At 63.8% G+C, this 1,973-nt stretch carries 2 protein-coding genes; both read right to left on the bottom strand.

The features are described from left to right. The coding region (gene pstA, locus RMN95_RS10770; RefSeq protein WP_309616918.1) for a phosphate ABC transporter permease PstA at nucleotides 1-1,235 on the bottom strand (1,235 nt) is incomplete at its 3' end. Then, nucleotides 1,235-1,973 (bottom strand): phosphate ABC transporter permease subunit PstC (pstC, locus tag RMN95_RS10765; protein WP_309616917.1); only part of this gene is annotated, 739 nt, incomplete at its 5' end. The genes pstA and pstC, both read right to left, overlap by 1 nt.

Here is a 1,973-nt window from a genome sequence, read left to right as displayed (position 1 = left end):
CGTTTTCTTCGGAACATGGTGAATCGCGCCCTCTCGCCCACACCGAGCGCCTTCGCGCGATAGCGGTAGTCGTCATCCCTCGACTGACGGGTGCGCGCCCGTTGCTGGCGTGTGCTCAGTTGGCCCGGCCCACGGCCGCCGATGGCGCGCGCGAGCGCAAACAGAATCAGCACGAGAACCATGAGAACCGCCGCGGTGCCAAAACCTCGAGCGATCATGTTCAGCTCCGGCGACTTCACGAACGTGAAGGTCGTCAGGGGCAGGGAGGTCATCGGCCCGCTGAACGGGTTCACGTTCAGGAACGTGGTCGCTCCAGCCGTGAGCAGCACCGGGGAGGTCTCACCGATCCCGCGCGCAGTGCCCAGGATGATCGCGGTCGTCAGGCCGGAGCGCGCGGTGGGAAGCGTCACCGTCCAGACGGTTCGCCAGGTGGAGGCGCCCAACGCTCGTGCTGCTTCCTTGAGGTTTCCTGGTACCAGCCTGAGCACGACATCCGCCGATCTGATGATGATGGGGAGCATCATGACGGTGATGGCGAGGGATGCCGCAAAGCCGGAGCGGTTGAAGCCCAGGAAGACGATGACCGTCGCGTAGATGAAGAGACCGGCCACGATCGAAGGGAGGGCCGTCATGGCTTCGACGACGGTTCGCACAAACTTCGCGTAGCGGCCGGGAAACTCGCTGAGGAAGACAGCGGTCAGCAGTCCCAGCGGGATGCTGATGGCCAGCGCGATGGCGATCATGATCAGGGTTCCGAGCACGGCATGCAGCACCCCTCCCTGGGTGAGCGGGTCGAGTGGGCCGGCGTTGCTCATGTCTTCGGTGAAAAAGTTGAGGTTACCGAGCGGGGCCAGCCCACGCCCGACCGTGTAGATCACCACCGAGAAGAGAGCGATCAACAGCAGCGCGGCAAGAGAGTGCACGAAGACGCTCACGATGCGGTCCTTGACCGTGACCCTGTTTTCGTCAAACGAGGTGAGCAGCGCGAAGAGCGCGACAAAGATCACATAGGCGATGACGATAAAGCCGAACTCGCCCTGGAGCGGCAGGGCGAAGAAGTAGATCCACGACGTGAACCCGACGGCGGCGGCGGCGCTTCCGAAAAGACGGATAACGTCGACCGTGCGGATGGTCGCGGTCGAGCGTTTGGGCTCTTGCACCCTCGGTGGTTCCGTCATTTCGGACGGGCGGATCCAGGTGCGAGGCGATTCGGTTCGCTCGAGCAGGTCGGTCATCACTCACTCTGGCTTCCTGAGCGGCTGCGCCCGATGATGGTCGATGCGACGAAGTTGACGACGAGTGTGATGAGAAACAGTGCGAGTCCCGCCGCCATCAAGGCCGAGATCTCAAACGCCGAGGCCTCGTTGTAGCGAAGGGCGATCAACGCCGAGATGGAGTTGGCGCCCTTCTCGAGAATGTGCGGCTGGATGACGAAGACCGGCGAGATGATCAGGAATACGGCGATGGTCTCGCCGAGAGCGCGGCCGAGTCCGAGCATCGTGCCGCCGATGATGCCGCCGCTGCCAAAGGGGAGCACCACGTTGCGGATCATCCCCCACCTGGTCGCCCCCAACGCGAGCGCGCCCTCGCGCTCGCCGATCGGTGCCTGCGTGAAGACCTCGCGCATGATCGAGCTGGTGATCGGTGCGACCATCAGTGCGACCACGATTCCTGCGATGAAGGTGGATGCCGCGAACACCGTCGGGCTCGCCAGGGGGTCACTCGTATCGAACCCGTCCACGGCGAAGAAGGGGATCCAGCCCAGGTACGTAGACAGCCACTGCGACACCGGAAGGATGTTGGGGCTGAGAAAGAACACACCCCACAGGCCGTAGACGACGCTTGGCACCGCGGCCATGAGGTCGACGATGGTGACGAGGCCGTTCTTGATCTTGGCCGGCGCGTACTCGCTGATGTAGAGGGCAGTACCGAGCGCGAGCGGCAGCGCGAACGCAATGGCGGTCAGGGCGATG

Source organism: Salinibacterium sp. (assembly GCF_031364185.1).
Taxonomy (GTDB): domain Bacteria; phylum Actinomycetota; class Actinomycetes; order Actinomycetales; family Microbacteriaceae; genus Rhodoglobus.
This window is presented reverse-complemented; position numbering and strand designations above follow the sequence as displayed.